The organism is Micromonospora sp. ATLC16 (assembly GCF_057196645.1).
Map to the genome: position 1 here is coordinate 55,402 of NZ_JBXUOW010000021.1, position 25,007 is coordinate 80,408.

Here is a 25,007-nt window from a genome sequence, read left to right on the forward strand (position 1 = left end):
TCCCCCGGCTACCGCAGCCAGAGTACGCACGTCGGTGCCGCTGCCAGAAGGGGGTGAGAGTTCACTTCGCGTCCGCGGCGAGGGTGACCGAGGCGTTTTGCCGGGTCGAACCCCGGCGGTACTCGACCGTCACCACCGACCCGGGTGCGTACTTGCGGACCAGGGCGATGAGGTCGGTCGGCTCGGTCATCGGCCGGCCGTTGAGCTTCAGGATCACGTCACCGGCGCGCAGTCCCGCACCGGCAGCCGGACCGGACGGCTCAACCGTCGCGAGGCGTACGCCGGCGCCGTTGGTGCCCGAGCCGGGCCCGCCGACCTGGGCGCCGATCACCGTACGGCGGGCCTTTCCGGTGCCGATGATGTCCTGGGTGATCCGTTTCGCCTGATTGATCGGGATGGCGAAGGCGAGGCCGATGTTGCCGGCCTCCTGCCCCTCGGCGACCAGGGACTTGATCGTGGAATTGACGCCGATGACCCGCCCCGCCGCATCCACCAGCGGGCCGCCCGAGTTGCCGTGGTTGACCGCGGCGTCAGTCTGGATCGCGGCGTAGTAGCGCGTCGGGCCGCCCGGCTCCCCGGCATGCATCGTCCGGTCCAGGGCGCTGACGATGCCTGCGGTGACCGTGTTCGCCAGCGACAGCGGCGAACCCATCGCCAGCACCGGGTCACCGACGGCCAGGGCGTCGGAGTCGCCGAACTCGACCGGACGCAGTCCGGTGCGGGAGACCTTGATCACCGCGATGTCGGACTCCGCGTCCTGCCCGACCACGGTCGCGGAGGCCGAGCTGCCGTCGTTGAAGACGACCGACGCCTTCCCGGTACCGCCGGCCACCACGTGATCGTTCGTGATCACGTGGCCGTCGGCACTGACGATGAAGCCCGAACCCTCGCTGGTGCCACCGAGGCCGGCGACCCGGACGGTGACCACGCTGGGCAGTACGCGCTCGGCGACCCCGGCCAGCGACTCCGGTGGACGCTGGGCGAACGTGGGCACCGCACCGGGGACCGCCCCCAGCACCACACCGCCGGCACCACCACGGATCGCGAAAGCGTAGCCGAGCGCGCCACCGAGCGCGCCGGCCAACAGGGCCGTCACCAGCGGAATGAGCAGGAGCTGCTGGAGCCTCGGCCGGCCGACCGCGTCGGGATCGGTGACCGGTTCCGGCTCGCTGCCGGCCTGCGGGGCCGCGGGCAGCACCACCGCCGCCGGTGCGTGCGGATCCCGCCACGGATCGGCGAGCGCGTCGGACCACCACGGCGACGCGGCACGGCCGCCGTCCTGCGGTGTCCCCGGCCCACCGGCCGGCGGATGTCCGACCGCCGGCTGCCCGGCCGGTGCTCCACCCACGCCGGGCTGGCGCCAGTCCCAGCCGTCGGTCACTCGGTGCCTCCCACTCCCGTCCCCGGCATCCACGCGTCCGCGGTCCGGCGCGGGCCACGGGACACCGCTTCCAGGATTGCACGGATACGCCGCGCGGGGTCAGCGGTTGTCACCGCGGGTGGATGCCCCGCTGCGCTCAGGACGGGACGCCTTTAGAGTCACAGTGCCCAACCGCCCTGCGCATCACGCTCGTCGCCCGGAGGTGCCCCATCGCCACGGTCGCCGGTTCCGGCAGTTCGACGAACCCGGCCCTGCAGTTCGCCGAGTCGTACGTCACCGAGGACCTCGTCCTACGGACCGCGCGCAGCCTCGCCCGCGAGGTCGGCCTGAACGCGGTCACCGCGGGCGCGGGTGCCGCGTTGCGCCTGCTCGCCGCCGCCGGCAACGCCCGCGCGGTGGTCGAGATCGGCACCGGCACCGGCGTCAGCGGCGTCTGGCTGCTGCGCGGTATGCGGGCCGACGGGGTGCTCACCACCATCGACGTGGAGGTGGAGCATCAGCGGATCGCCCGACGGATCTTCGCCGAGGCCGGTTTCGTCGCCGGCCGGACCCGGATCATCACCGGCCGGGCGCTGGACGTCCTGCCTCGGCTCGCCGACGGTGCGTACGACCTCGTCTTCGTCGACGCCGAGGTGACCGCCTTCAACGCCTGCGTGGACGCCGCGCTGCGGCTGCTGCGGCCGGGCGGAGTACTGGTTCTCAACGGTGCGCTGGCCGACGGTCGGATCGGCGACCCGGCCGCCCGCGACCAGCAGACCGTCACCGTCCGCGAGACGGTGAAGGCCATCCGCGAGTCGGAGCACTGGATTCCGGCGCTGCTGCCGGTCGGCAACGGGCTGCTGGCCGCGGTGCGCTGCTGAGCCGACGCGACCGGCCTGCGGGCGGGTCGGCAGCCGTACCCAGCGGCCGACAACGGCACCAGCCGGCCCCGCCGTGGGCACCGGTCAGTCCAGCGCCGCCAACCAGCGCAGCAGCCCGCGTACGCCCCAGCCGGTCGCGCCCCGGGTCAACTCCGCGTCGGCGCGTTCGCACCAGGAGGGTGCGGACATGTCGATGTGGAGCCACCGGTCGCACAGTTCGCCGGTGAACTCCCGCAGGTAGAGGGCGGCCAGCACGGAACTGGCACCCTGTGTCGGCGCGCTGTGCAGGTCGGCCAGGTCGCTGCCGAGGTGCTCGACGTAGTCGTTGGGCAGCGGCATCCGCCAGGCCGACTCGCCCGCCTCGCTGATCGCCGCCAGCAGTTCCCCGGCGAGCTGGTCGTTGTCGCTGTAGAGGGCGCCGGTACGGGTGCCCAACGCCACCGCGTTGGCACCGGTCAGGGTGGCCAGATCGACCAGCAGGTCGGGCTTGAGTTCCTGCACGGCGTACGCCAGCGCGTCGGCGAGGACCAACCGGCCCTCCGCGTCGGAGTTCGTCGTCTCGCTGGTCAAGCCGCCGTAGTGCCGGATGACGTCGCCGGGCCGGAACGCGGCCCCGCTGACCATGTTCTCGGCCAGCGGAGCGAGTGTGGTCACCCGGACCGGCAGGCCCAGCGCAGCGGCACCGAGGGTGGCCGCCACGACGGCGGCGGCACCGGCCATGTCCTTGCGCATCAGCTTCATCGCCGGCACGGGCTTGATCGAGATGCCACCGGTGTCGAAGGTGATGCCCTTGCCCACCAGGACCACGTGGGTGCGGGCGTCCGCGGGGTGCCAGTCCAGCTCGACCAGGCGTGGGCCGCTGGTCGATCCGCCACCGACGGCGAGGATGCCGCCGAAGCCCTCGGCGGCCAACTGCTCCGGCTCGCGTACCCGGAGCGTGAGCCCGGGCAGGTCGGCCACGGCCTCGGTGACCTGCTCGGCGAACCACTGCGGGTTCTTCACCGAGGAGGGCATGTTGGTGAGGTCCCGGGCCAGTCGGGTCATCCGGGCGGTGGTCCGCGCCACGGTGACGGCCTGCTCGTACGCCTCGGGGTTGGTGACCGCCAGGTCGACGCCGGTCAGCGTGGGGGCGTCGGTGTCCGCACCCAGCCGGAACCGGTACGACCCCAGCAGCAGTCCCTCGACCAGCCCGCGCACCGCTTCGGGGGCCACCCCGACCGGCAGGGCGAGTGTGACATGAGTCTCATCTATGGCTGCGCGGGCCAGCGCCGCACCGCCTGCCCGCCAGGCCGCCTCGTCCGCGGTGCCGATACCGAGCAGCAGCAGCCGGCGGGGAGTGCCTCCGAGCCGCAGCTGCGTGTGCACCTCACCGGCCCGGCCGCGGAACCGCGCCACCGGGATCAGCGCGGCGACCTCGTCGGCGACCCCGTCGGGTGGGGCCACTCCGGTCGACATCGGCTCGGCCGGCGCGTGGTCGGCGACACCGGGCCGCACGGGCAGGACCAGGGTGTCGAGCTGTTCCGGCTCGGCGGTCAGACGGATGACGAGCACGCGGAGCCGTACCTCCTGGAGACGGACGCGCGGTCGATCGACCCGCGCGAAGGTGTGACGGCTCTGAGCCACCGGTGAAACCGGTGGCTCAGAGCCCAGGAACCAGACGAACTGTCCGCGGCGGCGAGCGTCGCCGACGCGCCGGCCTCACTCAGCCGGCGGCCGCCTTCAGCGCGTCACCGAGGGCAGTCGCCTCGTCGGGAGTCATCTCGACGACGAGCCGGCCACCACCCTCCAGCGGGACCCGCATGACGATGCCCCGGCCCTCCTTGGTGACTTCCAGCGGACCGTCGCCCGTCCGCGGCTTCATCGCCGCCATGTTGTCTCCCCTCAGACCTACACCAGGGTCGGTGGGTTGCCCCACAGCCACTTCGCCATGACCACCCGCAACTTGCACGTGGGTGTCGACCGATGATTTTCCCTGATGAACACCGCCGGACCCAAACCGAGGCAGCATTGATGTAACAGCATCTAGCTTATCCTTAGATGGCCTGTCACAATGTGCGGTCATGCAGGCACGGTCGGCACTCTTCGACCTGTACGGCGACCACCTCCGGCCGCGGGGTGGTCGCGCACCCGTTGCCGCGCTGGTCAAGCTGCTGGCGCCGCTCGGGATCGCGCCCCCTGCCGTACGGACGGCGGTCTCCCGAATGGTGCGCCAGGGCTGGCTCGAACCGACGAGACTGGCGTCCGGCCCCGGATATTCGATCACACCGAAGGCGGCCCGACGACTGGACGAGGCCGCCTCTCGGATTTACCGCACCGGTCGGGTCACCTGGGACGGGCGTTTCGACCTGCTGGTGCTGGACGCGCCGAGCGCACGGCGGGACCGCCAGCGACTCGCCGCCAACCTGCGGTACCTCGGCTACGGCACCCTGGACGAACAGACCTGGGTGGCCACCCGTCCGGCCGAGGACGTCGACCTGCTGCTCAGTGAGGCGGGCGTACGCTTCGAGCGGTTCAGCGCCGCGCACGCCGCCGGCACGCCGGGCGCGATGGGTCTGGTCCGCCGGGCCTGGGACCTCGCCGAGATCGGCCGGGCGTACGAGGAGTTCGCCGCCGAGCAGCGGACGCTGCTGACCGGCGTCACGGCCCGCAGCGGCGACGAGGAGGCGTACGCGGCCCGATTCCGGCTGGTGCACGCATGGCGTACGTTCCTGTTCCGGGATCCGCAGCTGCCCCCGGCGCTGCTGCCCGAACGCTGGCCCGGCATCGCCGCGGCCAGCTTCTTCGACCGCCACGCGGCCCGGCTCCGGCCGTCCGCCGACCGGTACGTCGAGCAGTGTCTCGACGGTGGACACCGGACAGTCCGACAGAAGGGTCGCCAGACGTGACCGAGCCGCTGCTCGTCGACCGCACCGACGCCGTCGTCACCCTCACCCTGAACCGCCCGACGGCGATGAACTCGCTCGACGTGGCGCTCAAGGAGGCGCTGCGGGACACCCTCGCCGAGTTGGAGTCCGACCGTGGCTGCCGGGCGGTGGTGCTGGCCGGGGCGGGCGGATCGTTCTGCGCCGGCCAGGATCTGCGCGAGCACGTCAACACCCTCCAGGCGGGAGACGGCAACCCGCTGGACACCGTCCGGGCGCACTACAACCCGATCGCCGCCCGGCTGGCCAACCTGCCGAAGCCGGTGGTGGCCGCCGTCCGGGGCATGGCCGCCGGAGCGGGTGCCTCCCTGGCCTTCCTGGCCGACATCCGCATCGGCGGCCCGTCCACCAGCTTCCTGATGGCGTTCGCCAAGGTCGGGCTGGCCGCCGACACCGGCGCCTCGTGGACGCTGCCCCGGCTCGTCGGCCACGCCAAGGCCGTCGAGCTGCTGATGCTGGCCGAGCCGGTACGCGCCGAGGAGGCCTGCCGCCTGGGGCTGCTGAACCGAATGACGGACGACGACGAGCAGGTGCTGCCCACCGCACAGGAAGTGGCCGCCCGGCTCGCCGCCGGACCGACCGTGGCCTACGGGGCGATCAAACGTCAGCTCGCCGTCGCCGAAACCGGCACCCTGGCCGACGCGCTGACCGCCGAGGCGCAGGCGCAAGCCATCTGCGGTGCGACCACGGACCACCGGGCCGCCACCATGGCCTTCGTCGGCAAGCAGAAGCCGGTCTTCGAGGGCCGTTGAGTCGCCCCCCCCCGGCCGGTCGATTCGCCGCCGGCCCACTGACCCGCGGCCGAGTCCGGGTCGGTCAGTCGTCCTCTTCCGGGTCCTGGTTCGCCGCCGCGCCGAGCACGAACGCCTGCATGGCCAGTTCGTCGCCGGAGGGTGAGACGAAAGCGGGCAGTTCCCGGGGGCCGAGCTCCTGCACGTACGCCCAGAACAGCCGGACCGCCTCCGCCGGCGAGTCGGCTTCGATCGGCAGATCCAGGCTGACCAGCCAGGTGCGGCGCTGCGGTGCCGGACCCAGCCGGTCGACCAGTTCGCGGAACGTCGCCGCGTCGAGCGCCGTGACCGGCCCGCCGAGCACCAGCGGGTCGGCCGGCACCGGCTCGTCGAAGGCCCGCCGGGTGTACGCGACCACCAGGGTGTCGGGTGCCCGGTCGGACTGCGGGTCGTCCGGGTCCTCCGGACGTCGGGCCGCCGGGCCGGCCACCCGGCCCACCGCGACCAGTCGCGGCGGCTCGTCGGCCAGCACCGCGACCTGATCACCGGGGCGGGGCAGGCTGCTGGCGCCCAGCCCGGTCAACTCCAGCGTGTCGTGGTGGACGAGCCGTTCGGCGTCGTACCGTCCGGCGGGCAGGAGCACAGCCCAGGTGCCCGTGCCGTCCGCCTGGCTCGCCCCGTTCACCCGGTGTGCGGTGTCGGTCGTCATGCCCTCATCCCATCACGCCCGTCGCGGACGTCACGACGTGGCAGCCGGTCAGATGGTCGTCGACCATCCCGGTGGCCTGCATCAGCGCGTACGCCGTGGTCGGGCCGACGAACCGGAAGCCCCGTTTCTTGAGCGCCTTGGCCATGGCCGTGGAGGCGTCGGTCAGCGCGGGCACGGCGGCCGCGGCGGCCGGTCGGGTCCGACCGGGTGGCGGGGCGAAGGACCAGAGCAGCACGGAGAGCCCTTCCGGAAGCGCCTGTGCGGCGCGGGCGTTCGCGATGGCAGCTTCGATTTTGGCCCGGTTACGGACGATGCCGACGTCGGCGAGCAGTCTGGCCACGTCGGCCTCGCCGTAGCCGGCCACCGTGTCGATCCGGAACCCGGCGAAGGCCGCCCGGAAGGCCGGCCGCTTGCGCAGGATGGTCAGCCAGGACAGACCCGACTGGAACGCCTCCAGCGTCATCCGCTCGTAGAGGGCGTCGTCACCGTGCAGCGGGCGGCCCCACTCGGTGTCGTGGTAGACCGCGTAGTCGGGTGTGCTGGCCCCCCACCCGCACCGGGGCAGCCCGTCGGCACCGATCACCAGTTCAGTCACGGCGTCAAGGCTAGTTTCCGCCTCCGACACAGCCGGTGCCGCCGCGCGGCGTACCGGCCGTCAGGGCAGGCGGCCCTGCTCGACCTGTCGGGCGAAGCGTCGCAGCGCCTGCGTGAGGCTGAACTTGGAGCCGGGCCAGAGCACCGGCCAGGCCACCCGCCCGGTCGACCCGCCCGGCAGGTGGAACCACTCGTGCCAGACCACCTGACTGCGCCCGCTCTCCAGCGGGGTGCACCGCAGCACCCCGGGGCCGCGCAGCAGCGTGCCGCAGTGCACCACGCCGATCTCGTACGGCGCGTCCACCCGGACCACCCGCATCTTGTCCCGCAGCACCGCCGGGCCGAGCGAGGTGACCGCCTCGACCAGGCTTCCCTCACCGCCGTCGCCCTCCACCACCCGGACGGTGGTGAACGGGATCCACTCGGACTGCCGTTCCCAGGCCAGCAGGGCGGCGAAGACCTTCTCGGCCGGCGCGTTCACGATCACCGTGGCGGTGACCTCACCGGCACCCGGTTGGGCCGCCTCTCGAAGATCGTCAGCGCCGTCCGAGCCGCTCACGCCGGCTCCGAACGGACCACCGGACCGCGCGGCGCGGATCCCGGCGCCCCACTGTCAGCCGGCTTGTCATCGGACTCAGCAGCGGCGGAGGGGGCGGCGGCGTCGACCGGCTCCGTCGGGGTGGTCTGCGGACCCGAGCCCGGCCGGTCACCGGTCTCGGCCACCGCCGGCGCCACCGAAAGCTCGATCGTCGATCCTTCAGCCGCCGTGGGGTCCGAGGGCGAGGGCCCCGCCTCGGTCGGCTTGGCCGCCTGCTCGCGGGACTGCCGGAGCGCGTCGGCGTCGCCGATCCGTCCGTCCCGCAACGCCGTCACCTCCGCCTCCAGCACCCCGATCAGCTCGGCCTTGTAGCCGATGTCGTACGCCGCCCGGCGCATCGCCTGATCGACCTGGGTCATCCGATACCCACGCAACGCGGTGTCGAAGCGCACCTCGCCGACGTCCGACTCGCGCAGCGGACGATCGCCGGGCAGCGGTATCGCCCGTCCGTCCGGCTCGGCCGGGGCCAGGCCGGGATCCCGACCACTGACCAGCACCGTCACGCCGAACACGACCGCCGCGACGGTGACCGCCACGACCAGCAGGAGCAGAAGCTGACCCATGCACTGATCGTGGCACGCCGAGGGGAAAGGGGCGACCCCACCCGGCGCGGCGTACCGCGAGCCGGCAACCGGATAGCGTCAGTGTGGCGGCGGCATGATCGTCGGTGGCGGGTGGCGGGTGGCGGGTGGCGGGTGGCGATGTGGGAGGTGACGTGGCCGGGGTGCTGCGGCTCGGGGCTCGGCGGTTCGGTCCCGAAGATCTGGTGGTGATGGCGATCGTCAACCGCACCCCGGACTCGTTCTTCGACCGGGGCTCGACCTTCCAGGCCGCCAGCGCGCTACGGGCGGTGGAAAAGGCGGTGGACGAGGGCGCGGACATCGTCGACATCGGCGGGGTGAAGGCCGGGCCGGGTACCGAGGTGGATGTCGCCGAGGAGATCCGTCGGACGGTGGGCACCATAGCCGCCGTACGGGCCGCCTTCCCGGAGGTCGTCATCTCGATCGACACCTGGCGGGCCGAGGTCGCGGTGCAGGCCGTGGCGGCCGGCGCGGACCTGCTCAACGACACCTGGTCGGGGGCGGACCCGGCGCTGGCCCGGGTGGCGGCGCAGACCGGGGTCGGGCTGGTCTGCTCACATGCGGGCGGACTCAGCCCACGCACCAGACCACACCGCGCGGCCTTCGACGACGTGGTGGCGGACGTGGTCGCGACGGTGACCGGGCTCGCCGAACGCGCGGTCTCCCTGGGCGTACGCCCCGACGGAATACTCGTCGACCCGGCGCACGACTTCGGCAAGAACACCCGCCACTCCCTGGAGATCACCCGGCGGTTGGGCGAGCTGGCCGCGACCGGTTGGCCGGTGCTGGTGGCCCTGTCGAACAAGGACTTCATCGGCGAGACGCTGGACCTGCCGGTCACCGAGCGGTTGGAGGGAACGCTCGCCGCGACGGCGGTCTCCGCGTGGTTGGGCGCCCGGGTCTTCCGCGCCCATCAGGTCCGGCCCACCCGCCGGGTGCTGGACATGGTCACGGCCGTCCGGGGCGATCGGCCACCCACACTCAGCCGCCGCGGCCTCGCCTGAGCGGTCCAGCCGCGGGTCAGGTCCAGCGGAGGATGTTGCGCCGCCACGCGTAGAGCAGGCCGAGCGCGAGGACACCCACGAAGATCGCCATCTCCACCACGGTGACCATTCCGAACCCGGGCCGGTCGAAGACCACCGCCCAGGGGAAGAGGAACACCGCCTCGACGGCGAACAACACGTAGAGGTACGCGTAGACGTAGTAGCGGATCTGCATCTGTGCCCAGTCGCCGCCCACCGGGTCGAGGCCGCACTCGTAGCTGGCGCGTTTGCCGGGCGGATCGGCCGGGCGGGCGGGGCGCAGCACCCGGTTGGCGGTGAACGCGACGACGAGGAAGAGCACGCCGGCGAGCAGCAACAGCCCGAGCGTCGCGTACGAGCCCAGGTAACCGGTCACGGTCGGTCAGCCTACCGTCCGCTGGCAGACCATGGCCGCGTCGCGAACTTCTTTTCAACTGGGACTAGTGTCTCAGGGCAACTTCCGACCACCATGGGACCACCACCAGCACCGGAGGATCAATGGGACGGCTGCCCGGACGACGCGCCTGGCGTCGTACGCTCGCGTCCGCCTGCGCCCTCGGCCTGCTGCTCGGTGCCGGAGCCGGCGCGGCGGGTGCGGTGGCGGCCGTGGCGTTGCCGAGTCGGGCAACCGAGCCGGGGCCGTACGGTCCAGAGACCGAGCCGACCGACGAGCCCGAGCCGACGTCGCCGCCACCGACGGTCGAGCCGCCGGTCGAGACGAGTACGCCCGCCGCGCCGTCGACGACGCCCACACCGGGTGTCACCACCGGCGGACCGGTCCCGAGCAGCGCTCCGCCGGCCGCGACCGTGGCACCGCCCCGACCCACCCACTCCCCGTCGACCCGGCCGCCCGCGCCCACCGTCGCCCCGCCCGTGTCGGCCGGCGTGGCGGTCACCACCGGCGACATCACCCTGCCCTCCGGTTACTGGAATGCGGCCAGCACGGTGGCCACCCTGAACGTCACCGTCACCAACACCAGCAGCGCGAGCGCCGGTGTCCGCCTCGCCTACACCCTGCCGGCCGGGCTCTCCGACGGCGGCACGGACGGCTGCGCCACCGCCGGTGACCGGGAGTACCGCTGTGGGCAGTGGACCACGGCGCCCGGCGCGCAGTTCAGCACCCGGCTGCGGATCCGGGTCGACGGCGATGCCTGGCGCAACATGCCGCTGGCCGGCTCGGTACGGGTGACGGCCACCGGCGCAGCCGGCACCGCGAGTGACGACGAGGGCTTCGCCGTGCTGTTCCCGCCCGGCCCACCGGCGCCTGGGATCACCATGTCGGCCGGTCAGGTCGCCTTCGACGCCGACGGTGCCAGCGAAGGATTCCTCGTCCGGCTCGGCAACACCGGTCGGGCCGACGCCAGCGGCCGGGTCGACGTGCTGCTGCCCGCCGGGGTCACGGTGGTGACGCCACCTGCCGGCTGCGTCGCGGCGGCGACGCGTACCCGCTGCGAGCTCGGCACCATCCGGTCGGGACGTACCGAGGAAGTCAGGTTGTCGGTGACGGCGACGCCGCAGGCGCTGCGCAGCGCACCGCTGGCCGGAGCGGTGATCGGCCGGCTCGACCCGCGCCACGGCGCCGACCGGCGGATGCGGCTCAGCTTCCGGATCACCGCGGCGTCACCCGAGCAGCTCGCGGTGGTGCCGCCGCCCGTGCCGGCGAGTCTGCGCCCGGCCGGGGCGGCACCGGATGACACCGAGGAACCGACGTCGAGGCAACGCACGGCAGTGCTACTGATCACGGTGTCGGCGCTGCTGATGCTCCTCACCTTCGGGCTGGTCGCGGTGCGGTTGCGGCACTGGGCCAGCGCATCGGGGACCGCCGGCGAGGAGACCACCGCTGCGGCACCCCGGACCGAGGCGAACGACCCGCTCGGCAGCGTGCCGAAATCGGACAGCGGGATCTGGTTCCGAGCCCGACGACCGGCCCGGGCGCAGGACCGACCTGGCTGGGACGTGCGGTGATTTGGATTACGGCGGCCCCGACGAAACACCGCAAGTAACCACATAAACCCTCGGATTTCAATCCAGTCGGCGGACCTCCGGGCAGGGCGCGCCCTCGATCCGACGTAGGCTCTCGGTGAGTAGGGACAGGCGGGCCGGACGGTGACGGACGGCCGGTGCAGCGGCGCGTCAAGGAGGTCTCGTGGCCGGGCAAGGCGAGGTCACCATCCAGTTCAGCCGGCCGCGCCACCGCGCGCTACGAAGCGAGGTGCGGCCGTGAGCAAGCAGATCCGCCAGCTCGAACGGGTGGTCATCCGGTTCGCCGGCGACTCCGGCGACGGCATGCAGTTGACCGGCGACCGGTTCACCTCGGAGACGGCGCAACTGGGCAACGACATCTCCACGCTGCCCAACTTCCCCGCCGAGATCCGGGCTCCCGCCGGGACCCTGCCGGGTGTGTCGAGCTTCCAGGTGCACTTCGCCGACTACGACATCCTCACTCCGGGTGACGCACCGAACGTCCTGGTCGCGATGAACCCGGCGGCTCTCAAGGCGAATCTCGCCGACCTGCCCCGAGGCGCCGACATCATCGTCAACACCGACGAGTTCACCCGGCGCAACCTGGCCAAGGTCGGCTACGCGAGCAGCCCCCTCGACGACGACACCCTCGCCGGGTACGCGGTGCATCCGGTCGCGCTGACCTCGATGACGATCGGCGCGCTGGCCGAGTCGGACGTGTCCAAGAAGGACGCCGAACGGGCCAAGAACATGTTCGCCCTCGGCCTGCTCAGCTGGATGTACTCCCGGCCGTACGAGTCGACCCTGCGGTTCCTGGAGCGCAAGTTCGCCAAGCGGCCCGAGCTGGTCGCGGCGAACGTGGCCGCGTTCAAGGCCGGCTGGAACTTCGGCGAGACCACCGAGGACTTCGCGGTCCGCTACGAGGTCAAACCGGCCAAGATGCCGCCGGGGACCTACCGCAACATCACCGGTAACGCCGCGCTGTCGCTCGGCCTGGTCGCCGCGGGCGTCCGCTCCGGCCTGCCGGTCTTCCTGGGCGCGTACCCGATCACACCGGCCTCGGACATCCTGCACGAGCTGAGCAAGCACAAGCGGTTCGGCGTCACCACCATGCAGGCCGAGGACGAGATCGCCGCGGTCGGTGCGGCGCTGGGTGCCTCGTACGGCGGCGCGCTCGGGGTGACCACCACCAGTGGCCCGGGTGTGGCGCTCAAGGGCGAGACCATCTCCCTCGCGGTGGCGTTGGAGCTGCCGCTGGTGATCGTGGATGTGCAGCGGGCCGGGCCGTCGACCGGCATGCCGACCAAGACCGAACAGGCCGACCTGAACATGGCGCTGTTCGGCCGGCACGGCGAGGCACCGGTGGCGGTGATCGCGCCCAAGTCCCCGTCCGACTGCTTCCACGCGGCCCTGGAGGCGGCGCGGATCGCGCTGACCTACCGCACCCCGGTCATCCTGCTGTCGGACAACTACGTCGCCAACGGGTCCGAGCCGTGGCTGCTGCCCGAGGTCGAGTCCCTGCCGGACCTGCGGGTCGAGTTCGCCACCGCGCCCAATGGCGAGGACGGCACGACCTTCCTGCCCTACCTGCGAGACCCGCAGACCCTGGCCCGACCGTGGGCCGTGCCGGGCACCCCGGGTCTCGAACACCGCATCGGCGGGCTGGAGAAGGCCGACAAGACCGGCGACATCTCGTACGACCCGGCGAACCACGACTACATGGTGCGGACCCGGGCGGCCCGGATCGAGACCATTCCGGTGCCGGACGTGGAGGTGGAGGACCCGGACGGCGACGCCCGGGTGCTGGTGCTCGGCTGGGGCTCGACGTACGGCCCGATCGGCGCTGCCTGCCGCGCCCTGCGCCAGCGCGGCCTGCCGGTCGCGCAGGCACACCTGCGGCACCTGGCCCCGATGCCGGCCAACCTCGGTGCGGTGCTGCGCTCCTACGACCGCGTGGTCATCCCCGAGATGAATCTCGGCCAGCTCGCGCACGTGATCCGGGGTCGCTACCTGATCGACGCCATCGGCTACAACCAGGTCCGCGGCCTGCCGTTCACCGCCGCCGAGCTGGAGACGATGCTGGAAGAGGTCCTGAAAAATGTCTGAGCCCTCCGCCCTCAAGCTCACCGCCAAGGACTTCAAGTCCGACCAGGAGGTGCGCTGGTGCCCCGGCTGTGGCGACTACGCGATCCTCGCCGCCGTCCAGCAGTTCATGCCGGAGCTGAACATCCCCCGGGAGAACATCGTCTTCGTCTCCGGGATCGGCTGCTCGTCGCGCTTCCCGTACTACATGAACACCTACGGGTTGCACTCGATCCACGGGCGGGCTCCGGCGATCGCCACGGGCCTGTCGGTCTCCCGGCCGGACCTGTCGGTGTGGGTGGTGACCGGTGACGGCGATGCCCTCTCCATCGGCGGCAACCACCTGATCCACGCGCTGCGCCGCAACGTCAACCTCAAGATCCTGCTGTTCAACAACCGGATCTACGGGCTGACCAAGGGGCAGTACTCCCCCACCTCCGAGGTCGGCAAGATCACGAAGTCGACGCCGGTCGGTTCGGCCGACGCGCCGTTCAACCCGCTGTCGTTGGCGCTCGGCGCGGAGGCGACCTTCGTCGGCCGGACCATCGACTCCGACCGTAAGCACCTCCAGTCGGTGCTGCGCGCCGCCGCCGGACACTCCGGCTCCGCCTTCGTGGAGATCTACCAGAACTGCAACATCTTCAACGACGGGGCGTTCGAGCAGCTCAAGGATCCGAGCACCCGTGACGACTACCTGATCCGCCTGGAGCACGGCCAACCGATCACCTTCGGCAAGGACGGGCAGTTCTGCGTCGTACACCCGCCCGGCGGGTTCGGCCTGGAGGTACGCGAGACCGCGTCGACCCCGGCGGAGGAGATCGTCGTACACGACGCCACGGTCGACGACCCGGCGTACGCTTTCGCGCTGTCCCGGCTGCCCGGCTTCGACCTGCGGAACACCCCGATCGGCGTGTTCCGGTCGGTGCGCCGGCCGTCGTACGACAGCGTGGTGCAGGGGCAGCTGTCCGACGCCCGGGCCACCGTCACCGAGACCCCGGAGCATCAGTTGGCCGGGCTCTTGGGCAGCGGCGACACCTGGACCATCGTCGGCTGACCCGGGCCGTGACCATCGGGACGACCGGGCCGTTGCCTCGGGGACGGCCCGGTCCACCTTCCGGACCCGGTGGTTGCTGACCGTCGCTCAGGGCAGGGTGTTCGCGCTCGGGCGGTCGTCGCGGACGTGCACCAGCATGTCCCCGGTCTCGATGACCGCACCGGCCCGGTCCGCCAGGGTGACCACCTTTCCCCGCCGGACCAGCGCGATGACCAGCGTGTCCAGTTCCCGGGGCGACCTGCCGACCTCGTCACGTTCCGCAGAGCGCATAGCCAGCGCCATGCCCTGGCCCGGGGTGAGCAGATCCTCCACCACGTCGATCAGCGGCGGAGCCGACGTCGAAAGGCCCAACAGCCGCCCCGCGGTCGCCGAGGACACGATCACGTGGTGCGCACCGCTCTGCTTGAGCAGTGGGGCGTTCTCCGCCTCCCGGGCCGCAGCGATGATCCGGACCTGACCGGCGGTGAGCTGACGTACGGTCAGCGCCACCAGCACCGACGCGTCGTCGCTGTCGGTCGCGATGATCACCGCCTTGGCGGTCCGGACGTAGGCCTGGTTGAGCACGGAGGATCGGGTCGCCGAACCTTCGATGGCGACCAGCCCGTTCGAGGTGGCCTGACGCAAGGCCGGACCGGCGCGTTCCACCACCACGATCCGGGATTTGTCCAGCCCGTTCTCCAGCAACGCCGAGATCGCGCTACGCCCCTTGGTGCCGTAGCCGCAGATGATGACGTGGTCCTTCACTTTTCTCTCCCACCGGTGCAGGCGACGGCCGGTCCGGTACTGCTCGGTCAGGACCTCGAGAGTGGTACCGACCAGGATGATCAGGAACAGCACCCGAGCTGGGGTGACGAACACGATGTTGACCAGCCGGGCCTGCTGGGTCATCGGCACGATGTCGCCGTAACCGGTGGTCGACAGCGAGACCACCGCATAGTAGAAGCAGTCCAGCAGCGTCAGGCCGTCCCCGTTGTTGTCGTGGTACTGCTCCCGTTCGAGGTACACCACGGCCACCACGGCGAGCACCAACCCGATGGCGGCGGCCAGCCGCAGACTCAACGCGCTGAGCGGGCCTCGCCGCTGCGCGGGAAAGTGAATCACCGGGGGGCCTGCCCCGCGTCGGTCGCCTGCACGTCCACAACATAGCCGCTGATCCGGGAACCGCACGGCGGGGTGGCGTTTCCACGGCACGGTACGGCGAACGGGGCGGCGGACGGGCATGATGGGACGGTCAGCGCAGGAGCGGCGAGAGTGAGGCCCGTATGTCGTTGCTGAGACGGGTGATCGGCGCGGTACTGCGCCGCGAGCGCCAGCACCAGGGCCGCACGCTGCGGGAGGTCGCCCAGGCCGCCGGGGTATCCGTGCCCTACCTGTCCGAGGTAGAGCGTGGGCGCAAGGAGGCGTCCTCCGAGGTTCTCGCGGCGATCTGCCGGGCGCTCGGCCTGCATCTCTCGGACCTGCTGGAGGAGGTTCGCGACGAGCTTCGGCGGGTCGAACGCCGGCTGCCTGCCACCGGCCCGGCCGCTCAGGTCCGGACCGGTGGTGTCCCGGCCACCCGGCGCGGCGATCCGCCGACCGCTGCCGCGGACCGCGGTACGGACGGATCGGCCCAGACCGTCGCCCGGCTCAACGCCGTCGGCTTCGGCTCCGGCTCGGACCTGACCGCAGGGCTGGACGGCAACGGACTCCACGGGGGCTGGGTCCCCTCGGTCGGGCCGCTCGGCGCCGCCGGCCCGACCGGCGGCGGGCTGACCGGCGGCGGGCTGACCGGCGGCCTTCGGGTCGTCGCCTTCGCCGACCGGGTCGGTCCGATCCATCTCGTCGCCCGGGGACCGCTGCTCCGTCGTCGCACCTCGCCCGGCCGATCGTCCGGCGGCCCGCTGCACCGGTCCAGGGCACGTCGGCCGGCCGCCCGGCGGACGGCCACCGTCCGAGCCACCGTCTAGCCACCGTCGGTGGTCACGAGGGTAAGGCCACCAGGAGTTACTGTCTCTCAGCCTTGATGTCCCACCGACATAATTATGTCACCCTGACATCGGGCTGACGGGGAAGTTGCCCTGAGAAGGACCGGAGCTGGCGGCGAATCCCGTCGTTCTGCCGTGGGCGGATCTGCCCCCGGCAGAACCGCTGGTCGTACACCGGCGACGTCCCGCAGGCTCAAGGGGCCGGTCCCCGGGTGTTCAATGTCGCCGCCGGCGGGTGGAGGTTGACCATGATCACGATGCTCGACGACGGCCAGCGGACCTTCGGCGACCAGGTGTTCGAACGGTTGCTGCGAGAGCGGATCGTCTTCCTCGGCAGCGAGGTGGACGACGAGATCGCCAACCGGATCTGCGCCCAGATCCTGCTGCTCGCCGCGGAGGATCCGGAGCGGGACATCACCCTTTACATCAACTCGCCCGGCGGCTCGGTGAGCGCCGGAATGGCGGTCTACGACACGATGCGCTTCGTACGCAACGACGTGGCGACCCTGGCCATGGGGCTCGCCGGCTCGATGGGCCAGTTCCTCCTCTGCGCCGGAACGGCCGGCAAGCGGTACGCGCTGCCGCACACCCGGATTCTGATGCACCAGCCCTCCGGCGGCATGGGCGGCACCGCCTCCGACATCACCATCCAGGCGGAGAACATGCTGCACGTCAAGCGGACGATGCAAGAGTTGATCGCCCAGCACAGCGGCCGAACCCTGGCCGAGATACAGCAGGACTGGGACCGGGACCGCTGGTTCACCGCTGAGGAGGCCCGGGACTACGGACTGATCGACCAGGTGGTGAACGCCGCCACCCAACTGTCCACGAGCTGAGGCCGCTCGCCGGTCAAGCGGGAACGCGCGCTCCGGTCTCTGCCACGGTCTCCCGGTGCCGGCGGATGGCCGGCACCGGGAGACTCCGTCCGAGATTCCGGGGTGGCCGGTTCGGACGGCCGACACAGGGCCTAGTGGCAGCCGCCGGTTCCGCTGTCGGTGTAGGACTGCCCCGCGACCGGTACGAACTGCCAGTCGTAGCTGTTGCTGTGCAAGGTGAACTTGAGCACCCCGTACGCGCTGCTGTTGCGCGCCTCGCTGTTGGGCTGGATGGTGCCGAAGCTGTAGTGGCTGGCCCCGCCCATGCCGGCGACGAAGCTGCGCAGACCGCGGCTCGCGTCATAGCCGCCGGAGGGGTTCATCGGACCGAACCGCTCGTACACGTGGTTGTGACCCCACACCACGACGTCGGCGTTGTAGTCGTAGAGCGCCTGGTAGAGCGGGCGCGTCCCGGTCGACGGGGAGTGGTCGGAGCTGGACGTGAACAGCGGGTGGTGCCAGTAGGCCAGGGTGCACGGCTTCGTGCTGGCCGCCAGGTCCGCCCGCAGCCACTGCTCCTGCGTCGACCCGGCGGACATGCTGATGTTCGAGTTCAGCGACACGACGTGCCAGTTGCCGAGGTCGTAGGAGTAGTAGCCGCGACCGCTCGGGCCGGCCACCGAGCCGAAGTAGTTGTAGTAGCCGGTCGCGCCCGAGGTGTTGTAGTCGTGGTTACCCGGCGACGGTCGGGTGCGCGCCTTGTGCCGGCCCCAGGTGGGGGCGTAGTGACTGGAGAACTCGCTGGCCGTGCCGCTGTTGTAGACGTTGTCGCCGGTGGTGAAGACCGTGCCGGCGATGTTGTCCAGCAGGGCCGCGGTCGCGCTGTCGCCGGAGCCGGAGTTGGCGATGTCGCCGGCACCGACCAGGACCGGGTCACCCGACTGCGGTGGCGTGCTGGTACCGGTGGTGATCACGAGCTGCGGTGCGTCGGCACCGCTCTCCCGCGAGTCGTAGTAGGCGCCGTCCGTGCTGGAGGAACTGGCGCCGAAGCTGTAGGTGCCGTTGCCGGCGACCGCCGCCGTCACGTCCACCTCATACCAGTTGTCGTTGGTCACCGAGCCGATCGAGCCCAGGGTGGCGCCGTCGAGGTTCGGCTGGTTGTTCCAGGTCGTACCCGTCTCCGACCAGGTCGTGCTGGACATCGCCTTGAACGTACCGCCGATGTTGCTGCCGCTGTTGCCGCTGATCGTGCGCAGACGCAGCTTGGCGCTGGTGACCGTGTCGCTGACCCCGGTCACGGTGAAGCGCAGGAACATCCGCCGCACCGGAGAGTTGTCGACCACGATCTGGGAGGACGTGCCGTAGTTGGTGGACGCGGCCGTGCTCTGGACGTAGGTGTCGGCGACCGGCTTGAACGTCACCGTCGCTGCCGACGCCGACGTCGCGCCGGTGACGACGATCGCGGCGGCGGCGAGCAGCACCGCGACCGTTCCCATCGTGACCGCCTGGCGGCTGGGTCGAGTGCCCATTCGAGAGCCTTTCTCTGGGCGGGGGTGTGAGCCGCAAGGAAATGTAGGGACGTCGACGGACCGGCCGGGTACGCCAGGGGGAACGGCCAGACCAACAACACGGAAACAGATCGGTGTTGTGCGAGTGTTCATCGGGCGCACATCCCACCAGCACGCGCGGTCCGTTGTGGCCCCGCGGGCCGTGCCGGACGATGGCAGACCGTCAGCCAGCGACCGAAGGGGACAGCCGTGTACCTGTCGACCGTCTCCCGGCCGGCGGCCGAACCGCCGGATCCCGGCAGCGGAACGACCCGCCGCCGGTTCGCACTGGTAAGCGGCAACGTCGTCGCCCTCGGCACGGTCAGCCTGATCACCGACGTCTCCGCCGAGATGGTTACCGCCATCCTGCCGCTCTATCTGGTGCTCGGCCTCCAGCTCAGCCCGCTCGCCTTCGGCGTGCTCGACGGCGTCTACACCGGGGCCACCGCGCTGCTGCGGATCGTCGGCGGCTTCGTCGCCGACCGCACACGGCGGCGCAAACTGGTCGCCGGTCTCGGCTACGCGCTCTCCGCGGTCGCCAAGCTCGGCCTGTTGCTCGCCGGTCGCTCGGTGCCGGTGATCGGTGCCGTGATCGCGGTCGACCGCCTGGGCAAGGGCGTACGCACCGCACCCCGCGACGCGCTCATCACGCTCTCCACGCCCCCGGAGGCACTGGGCCGGGCGTTCGGCGTGCATCGGACGATGGACAGCATCGGCGCGTTCCTCGGGCCGCTGGCCGCCATCGCGGTGCTGCTGGCCGTCGGCGAGTCGTACGACGCGGTCTTCGTCGCCAGCTTCTGCATCGCCGCTCTCGCCGTCATCGTGCTCGTTCTCTTCGTCCGCGAGCACCCGACGGAGCCCTCCGAGCATCCCGACTCCGGCAAGGTTTCCGTCCGCGAGGCGCTCGGCCTGCTGCGCGACCGGCCGGCCCGCCGGCTCGTACTGGCCGCCGGCCTGCTCGGGCTGGCGACCATCGGCGACGGCTTCGTCTACTTGCTGCTGCAACGCCGGGAGGAACTGGACCTCGTCTGGTTCCCGCTGCTCGCGGTGGGAACCAGTCTGGCGTACCTGGTGCTCGCGATGCCGCTCGGCGTGCTCGCCGACCGGATCGGACGGCTACCGGTGGTCCTCGGCGGATACGTCGCGCTCGGCGCGACATACCTGCTGCTCGCCGGGCCGGTCGCCGGCTGGCCGCTGCTGGTGCTCGCACTCATCCTGTACGGCCTGTTCTACGCGGCCACCGACGGCGTGCTGATCGCGCTCGCCGGGCCGGTGCTGCCGCAGCGGTTGCGGACCACCGGGATCGCGCTGGTGCAGACCGGACAGGCGGTGGCGTACCTCGCCTCGTCTGTTTTGTTCGGACTCGCCTGGCAGACGTGGGGGCCGCAGGTTGCGATCCGACTCGCGGCGGTGATCGTCGTCGGCGTCGTGGTCGCCACCGCGTTCCTGCTGGTTCCCGGCTTCCGCCGCACCGACCGGAGGGTGTCCCGATGACCGCGCTGTCGACCCGCGCCAAGCTCGGGGTGGCCACCGCCTCGGCCGTCCTGCTGGGGGCGGTGGCGGCCGGCTACGCCGCCGTGGCCGTCGAGGCGCCGCCGCCGACCGTGGACGCCGTCGACGACGAGTTCACCCTGACTCCCGGGCCGCGCCTGCTGATGATCACCGACCGGCACCTGTCCGCCGTCGCCACCGCGGATCCGGCGGGACCACGCGCCGTGTCAACTGTGGAGTGCCTGCGCGCCTATGCCGCAGCCGGCACCGGGGTCTGTCTCGGCCCCGAGACACCCTGGTCGTATCGGCTGGTCGTGCTCGACGCGGCGCTGCGGGAGCGGCGTTCCTTCGCCATACCCGGCCTGCCCAACCGAGCCCGTGTCTCGTCCTCCGGCCGGATGGTGTCGTGGACCAGCTTCGTCGGCGGCGACTCCTACACCTCCGGTGGCTTCTCCACCCGTACCGGCATCCTCGACACGCGCACCGGCAGCACGGTCATGTCGCTGGAGGAGTTCGCGGTGATCCGCGACGGCCGGCCGTACCGCGACCCCGACGTGAACTTCTGGGGGGTCACCTTCGCCGCGGACGACAACCTCTTCTACGCCAGCATGTCGACCGACGGGCGGCGGTACCTCGTCCGCGGCGACCTCGCCGCCCGGACGGTCGAGACGGTGCGGGAGAACGTCGAGTGCCCGTCGCTCTCCCCCGACGGCAGCCGCATCGCGTTCAAGGAGGCTCTCGACGCCGACCCGACGCGGGGCTGGCGGCTGTCGGTCCTGGATCTCGCGACGATGCGGGTCACCGCCACCGCCGAGACCTCCAGCGTCGACGACCAGGCGGCGTGGCTGGACGGTGCGACGCTGACGTACACGCTGCGCCAGAGCGACGGCCGGCCGGACGTGTGGATGGTGCCGGCGGACGGATCGGGCACACCCAGGCTGCTGGTACCCGGCGCCGAGTCCCCATCCCCACTGGCCTGAGCACGCCGGCGGCCCGGCCCGCCCGTCGCCACCGTCCGCCACCACCGCCCTCGGCACTACGGGTAGGAGGCGACAGCGCTGCTCAGCTCGGCATTCGACGACCTTGAACACCACGATGCTACGCATCCGGCTGCTGGCGTCCGCGATACTGGACAGCACGCTGATCCTGACCGATATTGGACCGACCTCATGGCCCTGCGTGAACGTCGATGGTCGGACAGGACGATCTGTGGCTGCGTCTGGGCGGTCATGGTCGGCGGTGCGGTTGGCCGGTATGGCGATGTAGCGTACGCCCCAACCTGCCGGCGCTGCCTGACCTTGATCGACCGCCATTTCCCGAAGCACGAGCCCGACGACCAACTCGCGCTCGTCGCCCAACTCGCTACCGACGTGGTCATGGACCGACGAGGCTACGTCAAGATCCACCACGTACCCGGTGAACAGCAAGACGCGCTGCGCGAAGCCGTCCGCGCCGCGATCCGGAGGCTCGCCGGTCACCCCGTCCGGACCTACTCGGTCAACGGCGTCATCTACGTCGAATGTCAGGCCATGTACGACCGGTACGCCCGCCACCCCGCCGATCTGGGCGAGGAGCCGTTCATCACGATCCGAGCGAGAACTGGGCCTCAACGGTCAGATGTCGGTCGATGACCACGCGTTGTTGCAGTTCTGTGACGTGCCCCCGGCAGGGCACGCAGAACATCCCGCACTGATGTCGTTGAGCGCGCTATTCGGCAGGTCATCATCGAGCACAGCACTGCCCTACGGCGTGCCGATGCGTGCATGCCACACAGACGGCGCCGACCGTGGCCACGACGGTGGAGACCACGACGCCGTCGAGGGCTTCCCAGTAGTCCTTCCAGCCTGGTGAGCCGTACATGGCATGGCGGAGGCGGACCATGATGGCGTTGTACGCAGGTGAACCGGGCACGTTCCAGGTGTCCGGGTTCTGGTCGATGACCATCTTGATGTAGCCGTTGAGCTGCCGGGCCTTCTCCGCTGGGATGGTCGGTACGTTGGCCGTCGGGCTCTGCCCGCTTCCGTTACCGCCGGTGGCCTGTCCGGCGCTCGTGTTCTGGCCGCCACCGCCCTTCATCTCACAGCGGCGCTGAGCGGTGCCGGTGTAGTTGTAGCACTCGTCGCGGGGCGGAGTTGCGCTCCCAGACCCGCCGCCCGAGCAGGTGTAGGAACCTTCGCAGACGATGAGCCCGCTGGGGTCGCTCATGGTCACCGGGGTGCTGTTGCTGTAGACGTACCCGTTCCAGGACTGAGGGTCCTTCTGATTGAAGATTGGGTCGACGGAGACGAACCGGCCGGTGGTCGCGTCGTACTCGCGGGCGCCGATGTGGGTCAGTCCGGTGTTGTCGATGGTGCCGCCGACGAATCCCTTGTCGTTGGCCCAGGTCGGGCTGCCGCCGCGTGGGTTGCCGTAGGGGTCCTGCCGGCGCACCGTGGCGTTCTGGGCGGCCGAGGCGCTGATCGACACGTTCCACGTGCCTTGATGGTCGGAGGCCAACCACGTCAGGCCGGCGGCCGTTCGTGACGCGACGAGGGATCCGCCGTACATGTAGTAGCGGGTCCAGGTGGTCGTCCCGGTGGTGTTGGTGTAGCGCAGTTCCTGCCCGGGCAGGTACAGGGTTTTGCCGGCCGGGTCGCGGCGGATGAGTCGGTTGCCGTCCGCGTCGTAGATGTACGTGGTGGTGCCGGTCGAGTCGGTGCTGGTTTCCAGCTTGCCCTCGGGATCTCAGGTGAGCACCTGCTAGCCGGGGCCGCTGGGGCAGTTGTTCGTGGTCGTCCCCGCCGGCCGGCAGATGGTGTTGCCGGATTCGTCGTACCGGTAGTTCTGGGTCAGCGGACCAGTCGTGGTGCGCGACAACGCGTGGGGCTGCGCTGCCTGAGCGGCCGGATAGTCGTACGTCGTGGTGGTGTTGCCGGCGCTGGTGCGCGCAACCTGAGTCTTGCGGTTGCCCACCTGGTCGAATGACCAGGAGTGCCAGTAGAGTGCCGGGCCGCCGAGTGCGGTGGCCGAGGATACTGCGGCGCAGTCGCCGTTGCTCGGGGTCCATGCGTCGGTGAGCCTGCGCAGGTAGTCGTACGTGAAGCATTGGGTGTCGTCGACCGGATTTGGCGCGGTGTCCACCGTCTTGATGATATTGCCGGCGTCATCGTACGTGTAGCGGACGTCGGAGAGCGTGTTGGGCGCGACGGTGTCCCGGTCGACCCGGACGCCGGTGAGTCGACCAGTCTCCAGCTCTCGCGTGAACCGCTGCCACACCCGGCCACCAGCGGTGTCGTCCGTGTCGAGGGTGAGCTGGTCCGAGCGCCCCGGTCAACTGCCCGACATCGCCCGGGTCGACGGTCAGCGCGTACGGCGACAACTCGTCGGCGGCACCGGCGTCGGAGGACAGGATGAGAACCGGACCGGTGTCGTCGTAGGGCCGCCAGCGGGCGGGGTCGGTGATGCAGTCGTGGAAGGCGTCGGCCAGCACCGGGTCGACGCCCGGCACCAGGACGGCGGTCGCCAGCCAGCCGGCGCGGTGCTCGGCGGCGGAGAGGTCGCACCGGGCCCGCGCCCGCAGGCCGGCCGGGCTCTCGCCGTACTCGAGGATCTGCTGCCCGAGGAGTTGTGCCCGCGACACCTCCAGCCGCCTGCCCCGCCGCTCGGCGCAGGCGGCCAGGGCCGGCCCGTCGACGACCCGCGCGGGGTCGAAGAGGGTGCTCGAGAAGTCGAACAGCACCGTGTCGATGGTCATGGCCGGGTGTCCCGGGAGCGGTTCAGGACCAGGGCCGTGCCGGCGTTGAGGGCGAATGCGGCAACTGCCACGCCGGTCAGGCCGGCGACGTCGAGCAGCGGTGCGGCGAGGAACGTGCCAGCGGCGGCGGCCGTACCCATGATGATCTCACCGACGTCCTCGGCCCGCCGCCGGGCCGCCTCCCGGGTACGGGCCAGCAGCAGCATGGTGCCGCTGACCAGTTGTACGTTCCACGCCAATCCGAGCACGAGCAGGAACCCGGCCGCCGCCGCCCCGCTGTCCGGCCGTCCAGCGGTCAGGCCGGCGCCGAGCGCACTGACCGCGGACAGGATCGCGCCGGCCGCGGCCACCGGGGCGGCCCGGAAGGATTCGCAGAGCCGGGCGGTGACCGGGGAGAAGCCGAACATCGCCGCCACGTGGACGCTGACCACCGCGCCCACCGTACCCAGGCCCCACCCGTGGTGGTGCAGGGCCGGGGGCGCCACCGCCATCATCGTCACCATCGTCGCGTTCGCGCCGCCGAGCACCAGCACCGGCACGGGTGACAGCCCGATCCGGGCCGTGGCGGCCGGCTCGGATCGGGCTGCCACCGGTGACGGCGCGGGCGTCGGCATCCGGGCCACCAGCAGGGCGGCGATGCCGAAGGCCGGCACGGCCAGCAGGTAGAGACCCGCCGAGGCGGGCAGCCCGGCCGCTGCGGCGAGGCCACCCGCGGGACCGAGCAGGTTGGGTCCGAGAACCGCACCGACCGATGCCGCGGTCAGCGCCGCCGCCACCGCGCGGGTCCGCGCCTCGGCCGGAACGAGGTCGGCGGCCGCGTAGCGGCCGAACATCACGGCGGTGTTGCCCGCGCCGAGCAGCGCGTTGCCGGCCAGGACGAGGGACAGGTCGGCCAGCCGGGCGCCCGCCACCACGGTGACCGCGCCAGCGACCGCCGCCACCAGCCCGAGCAGGAGCCCGGC

General features: G+C 71.4%; 26 protein-coding genes. 12 read left to right on the forward strand and 14 right to left on the reverse strand.

The window, feature by feature from the left end:
- Positions 1–61: 61 nt before the first annotated feature.
- Entirely contained in the window at positions 62–1,381 is a 1,320-nt protein-coding gene (locus AC2CHE_RS11730; RefSeq protein WP_484504929.1) for a S1C family serine protease, read from the reverse strand.
- Between the two features lie 251 nt (positions 1,382–1,632).
- Between AC2CHE_RS11730 and AC2CHE_RS11735 the strand changes: the two genes are divergently transcribed.
- The gene (locus AC2CHE_RS11735; protein WP_484504955.1) at positions 1,633–2,241 is read left to right on the forward strand and encodes an O-methyltransferase; all 609 of its coding nucleotides are present in this window, start codon (positions 1,633–1,635) and stop codon (positions 2,239–2,241) included.
- An 84-nt stretch (positions 2,242–2,325) separates the two neighbouring features.
- Here AC2CHE_RS11735 and AC2CHE_RS11740 read toward each other — a convergent pair whose 3' ends face one another.
- Positions 2,326–3,792: a leucyl aminopeptidase family protein gene (locus AC2CHE_RS11740; protein WP_484504930.1), complete on the reverse strand. Its 1,467-nt coding sequence runs from the start codon at positions 3,790–3,792 to the stop codon at positions 2,326–2,328.
- 151 nt (positions 3,793–3,943) lie between these two features.
- On the reverse strand, positions 3,944–4,111 hold the full coding sequence (locus AC2CHE_RS11745) for a DUF3117 domain-containing protein (RefSeq protein ID WP_013283866.1): 168 nt from the start codon (positions 4,109–4,111) through the stop codon (positions 3,944–3,946).
- Between the two features lie 190 nt (positions 4,112–4,301).
- Between AC2CHE_RS11745 and AC2CHE_RS11750 the strand changes: the two genes are divergently transcribed.
- Together AC2CHE_RS11750 and AC2CHE_RS11755 are read left to right on the forward strand one after the other, a co-directional pair.
- Complete coding sequence (locus AC2CHE_RS11750; protein WP_484504931.1) at positions 4,302–5,126, forward strand: PaaX family transcriptional regulator; 825 nt, start codon at positions 4,302–4,304, stop codon at positions 5,124–5,126.
- A complete protein-coding gene (locus AC2CHE_RS11755; RefSeq protein ID WP_484504932.1) occupies positions 5,123–5,914 on the forward strand; it encodes an enoyl-CoA hydratase-related protein in 792 nt (263 codons plus the stop codon). Before AC2CHE_RS11750 ends, AC2CHE_RS11755 begins: the two co-directional genes overlap by 4 nt.
- A gap of 64 nt (positions 5,915–5,978) precedes the next feature.
- Here the strand turns inward: AC2CHE_RS11755 and AC2CHE_RS11760 are convergent, their stop codons facing one another.
- From AC2CHE_RS11760 to AC2CHE_RS11775, 4 genes are read right to left on the reverse strand one after another with little or no spacing between them, the layout of a single operon-like run.
- Positions 5,979–6,602: a hypothetical protein gene (locus AC2CHE_RS11760; protein WP_484504933.1), complete on the reverse strand. Its 624-nt coding sequence runs from the start codon at positions 6,600–6,602 to the stop codon at positions 5,979–5,981.
- Between the two features lie 4 nt (positions 6,603–6,606).
- On the reverse strand, positions 6,607–7,197 hold the full coding sequence (locus AC2CHE_RS11765; protein ID WP_484504934.1) for a DNA-3-methyladenine glycosylase I: 591 nt from the start codon (positions 7,195–7,197) through the stop codon (positions 6,607–6,609).
- Positions 7,198–7,257: 60 nt separating this feature from the next.
- Positions 7,258–7,755 (reverse strand): SRPBCC family protein, encoded by a 498-nt coding sequence (locus AC2CHE_RS11770; protein WP_484504935.1) that lies wholly within the window; start codon positions 7,753–7,755, stop codon positions 7,258–7,260.
- Complete coding sequence (locus AC2CHE_RS11775; RefSeq protein ID WP_484504936.1) at positions 7,752–8,357, reverse strand: DivIVA domain-containing protein; 606 nt, start codon at positions 8,355–8,357, stop codon at positions 7,752–7,754. The genes AC2CHE_RS11770 and AC2CHE_RS11775 overlap by 4 nt, the downstream gene beginning before the upstream one ends.
- A gap of 152 nt (positions 8,358–8,509) precedes the next feature.
- Between AC2CHE_RS11775 and folP the strand changes: the two genes are divergently transcribed.
- A complete protein-coding gene (folP, locus tag AC2CHE_RS11780) occupies positions 8,510–9,379 on the forward strand; it encodes a dihydropteroate synthase (RefSeq protein WP_484504956.1) in 870 nt (289 codons plus the stop codon).
- A 16-nt stretch (positions 9,380–9,395) separates the two neighbouring features.
- On the opposite strand, the gene AC2CHE_RS11785 is transcribed toward folP, so the two are convergent.
- Positions 9,396–9,773 (reverse strand): NADH-quinone oxidoreductase subunit A, encoded by a 378-nt coding sequence (locus AC2CHE_RS11785; RefSeq protein ID WP_093408387.1) that lies wholly within the window; start codon positions 9,771–9,773, stop codon positions 9,396–9,398.
- A gap of 122 nt (positions 9,774–9,895) precedes the next feature.
- Here AC2CHE_RS11785 and AC2CHE_RS11790 point away from each other — a divergent pair, with 122 nt between their 5' ends.
- From AC2CHE_RS11790 to AC2CHE_RS11800, 3 genes are all read left to right on the forward strand, one after another.
- Entirely contained in the window at positions 9,896–11,362 is a 1,467-nt protein-coding gene (locus AC2CHE_RS11790) for a hypothetical protein (protein WP_484504937.1), read from the forward strand.
- A 255-nt stretch (positions 11,363–11,617) separates the two neighbouring features.
- Positions 11,618–13,465: a 2-oxoacid:acceptor oxidoreductase subunit alpha gene (locus AC2CHE_RS11795; protein ID WP_484504938.1), complete on the forward strand. Its 1,848-nt coding sequence runs from the start codon at positions 11,618–11,620 to the stop codon at positions 13,463–13,465.
- A complete protein-coding gene (locus AC2CHE_RS11800; RefSeq protein WP_484504939.1) occupies positions 13,458–14,495 on the forward strand; it encodes a 2-oxoacid:ferredoxin oxidoreductase subunit beta in 1,038 nt (345 codons plus the stop codon). The genes AC2CHE_RS11795 and AC2CHE_RS11800 overlap by 8 nt, the downstream gene beginning before the upstream one ends.
- An 87-nt stretch (positions 14,496–14,582) precedes the next feature.
- Here AC2CHE_RS11800 and AC2CHE_RS11805 read toward each other — a convergent pair whose 3' ends face one another.
- Entirely contained in the window at positions 14,583–15,596 is a 1,014-nt protein-coding gene (locus AC2CHE_RS11805; RefSeq protein WP_484504940.1) for a potassium channel family protein, read from the reverse strand.
- A gap of 161 nt (positions 15,597–15,757) precedes the next feature.
- Here AC2CHE_RS11805 and AC2CHE_RS11810 point away from each other — a divergent pair, with 161 nt between their 5' ends.
- Positions 15,758–16,441 (forward strand): helix-turn-helix domain-containing protein, encoded by a 684-nt coding sequence (locus tag AC2CHE_RS11810; RefSeq protein ID WP_484504941.1) that lies wholly within the window; start codon positions 15,758–15,760, stop codon positions 16,439–16,441.
- Positions 16,442–16,707: 266 nt separating this feature from the next.
- Positions 16,708–17,295 carry a ClpP family protease gene (locus AC2CHE_RS11815; protein ID WP_484504942.1) on the forward strand — a complete coding sequence of 196 codons (588 nt, stop codon included), beginning with the start codon at positions 16,708–16,710 and terminating at the stop codon, positions 17,293–17,295.
- A 131-nt stretch (positions 17,296–17,426) separates the two neighbouring features.
- Here AC2CHE_RS11815 and AC2CHE_RS11820 read toward each other — a convergent pair whose 3' ends face one another.
- Positions 17,427–18,770: a CBM96 family carbohydrate-binding protein gene (locus AC2CHE_RS11820; RefSeq protein ID WP_484504943.1), complete on the reverse strand. Its 1,344-nt coding sequence runs from the start codon at positions 18,768–18,770 to the stop codon at positions 17,427–17,429.
- Positions 18,771–19,031: 261 nt separating this feature from the next.
- Between AC2CHE_RS11820 and AC2CHE_RS11825 the strand changes: the two genes are divergently transcribed.
- The 3 genes from AC2CHE_RS11825 (at position 19,032) to AC2CHE_RS11835 (ending at position 21,943) form a co-directional block, all read left to right on the forward strand.
- Positions 19,032–20,315 (forward strand): MFS transporter, encoded by a 1,284-nt coding sequence (locus AC2CHE_RS11825; RefSeq protein WP_484504944.1) that lies wholly within the window; start codon positions 19,032–19,034, stop codon positions 20,313–20,315.
- Positions 20,312–21,292 (forward strand): TolB family protein, encoded by a 981-nt coding sequence (locus AC2CHE_RS11830; protein WP_484504945.1) that lies wholly within the window; start codon positions 20,312–20,314, stop codon positions 21,290–21,292. The genes AC2CHE_RS11825 and AC2CHE_RS11830 overlap by 4 nt, the downstream gene beginning before the upstream one ends.
- Positions 21,293–21,481: 189 nt before the next feature.
- Positions 21,482–21,943, forward strand: a complete 462-nt coding sequence (locus AC2CHE_RS11835) for a hypothetical protein (protein ID WP_484504946.1) — start codon at positions 21,482–21,484, stop codon at positions 21,941–21,943.
- Between the two features lie 91 nt (positions 21,944–22,034).
- Here the strand turns inward: AC2CHE_RS11835 and AC2CHE_RS11840 are convergent, their stop codons facing one another.
- The 4 genes from AC2CHE_RS11840 to AC2CHE_RS11855 all read right to left on the reverse strand — a co-directional run.
- Positions 22,035–23,021 (reverse strand): RHS repeat-associated core domain-containing protein, encoded by a 987-nt coding sequence (locus AC2CHE_RS11840; RefSeq protein WP_484504957.1) that lies wholly within the window; start codon positions 23,019–23,021, stop codon positions 22,035–22,037.
- A gap of 30 nt (positions 23,022–23,051) precedes the next feature.
- A complete protein-coding gene (locus AC2CHE_RS11845; protein WP_484504947.1) occupies positions 23,052–23,432 on the reverse strand; it encodes a hypothetical protein in 381 nt (126 codons plus the stop codon).
- A 22-nt stretch (positions 23,433–23,454) separates the two neighbouring features.
- Positions 23,455–24,045, reverse strand: a complete 591-nt coding sequence (locus tag AC2CHE_RS11850) for a hypothetical protein (protein ID WP_484504948.1) — start codon at positions 24,043–24,045, stop codon at positions 23,455–23,457.
- On the reverse strand, positions 24,042–25,007 hold a 966-nt coding region (locus tag AC2CHE_RS11855; RefSeq protein ID WP_484504949.1), incomplete at its 5' end, for a hypothetical protein. The genes AC2CHE_RS11855 and AC2CHE_RS11850, both read right to left, overlap by 4 nt.